Below are 1616 nucleotides of genomic sequence, written 5' to 3'. Positions count from 1 at the left end.
TCCTTGTCAGTCATAACCTTGTTTATTCCAGACATTAGGACTGATGCGACAAAGCCAACAAAAAGCTTACCCTGGGCAGCGTTATCGCTATGTACACGAAGTCTTCCCAAGTCAATGCTGTTCTTCAGACGATGGAAGCCCTTTTCAACCACATCCTTATCCCTATAGATGCTCATTGCTTTTCGCGCATCACTGATATCGTTGCTGACAAGAACTACCCAGCCTGCTGTTTGCAGGCGTTTCTCAACCACATCTGTTCTTATATTGATCGAATATCCGTTGTCCTGCTTGTCAGACTTGCGGATAATAAGATATTTTTGGCACTCTTCGTCATCCAGGCATTTCTCGGGATCCTCAGTTGCCTTTTGACGAAGGTTAGCGACAGTTGCGTAAATATCCTCGCGGATTCCTGCTGCCTTCTTTGCGTTATAGCAAACGTGCGTATACAGCTTGTTTTGTGTATCCCAGGATCGTTCTTTTGTAACCGCCCTCATGGAGTTGCCATTTATGACAATGGTATTCTCGACTCTATCTATGTCCTTTCGCTCACTATCAACCTGCTTCTTTGCGAAAGAAGAGGTGAATGGGACGGACATCAAGAACCTTACAGGTCCGTTCCCTGTATCTTTAAGCATATAGTTGATGTTTTTAGTGCTGAAGAATCCTTTATCCATTACGACTGTGATTGCCCGGTTCCCAGTTATCGCCTCAAACTGTTTCAGCGTGGTTGTCAACGTACGTACATCCTTCTGACTGCCGCTGTATATGGATTGATAGATAGGCAATCGCCTGCTTTCACCCATCAGCATGCAGATGTTAATCTGAGGTAGATTATCATGGTCACGATTGTATCCCCATTCCACGTCATCAATCAATTCCGAATAAGATGAAGCTGATGTGATATCCAATGCCAGATATTCATCCTCTCTGTTGGAATCATACCAGAACTGATAAAAGGCATTTCTCTGCTTTTCAGTGACTGAAATCAAAAGTTCGCTTATCCGTTGGGAGGTCATTGAACCCACAGGATAGGATTCCGTTCCTGAAATCCAGTCTGCGCAATACATCGAAGGATCGCAGCTGGAAATCATGTAGCAAGCCAGCATGAAGATTTCTTGCCAGCGATCAGGAATAGATTGCCTTAGAGCAGCTGTCAGCCCTGATTTTTCGGATATGGAGCGATAAAGGTGAAATTGGCCATAGGAGCGCACAGAAGACTTGCGGATATCCTCTATTGAGAATATTTTCTCTGTAGAGGGAATCTCTACAACCTTACCCGAAAGTCGCAACTCCTCCAGATACTCAGGCTTATAGACCTTCTGGCCTGTCTTGGGATTGATCTTCCCAATAGGTCTTCGCTTTTGTCTAACCTGACCATCTTTGTTGCGAAAACCCTCGGCCAGATAAATATATTGATATTGACCTACCTTCTGAATTACCTCGTAGCTCATCCCAAAATCACCCCACAGTTGTTATAATAATTATAACAACAAATGTGCTGAATTTCAAGTAGTTATGGCAATGCAATCAGCATAAAATGGCTATAAAACAAGGTTTCCAAGGGTATGAGTCATGTTGTGAAAATGTGTTGTTATAAAAAACAGCGGGACTTCAGG

The 1616-nt window shown here is 43.4% G+C and carries 1 protein-coding gene; it reads right to left on the bottom strand.

From position 1 onward, the window contains the following. Positions 1 to 1451: IS1634 family transposase (locus T472_RS03655; protein WP_023863327.1), on the bottom strand; the 1451-nt coding region annotated here is incomplete at its 3' end. Between the last annotated feature and the right edge of the window lie 165 nt (positions 1452 to 1616).

This window comes from Youngiibacter fragilis 232.1 (genome assembly GCF_000495435.3).
Lineage (GTDB): Bacteria > Bacillota > Clostridia > Clostridiales > Clostridiaceae > Youngiibacter > Youngiibacter fragilis.
The sequence above is the reverse complement of the archived record's forward strand: the minus strand, read 5'-3'. Positions and strand labels throughout refer to the sequence as shown.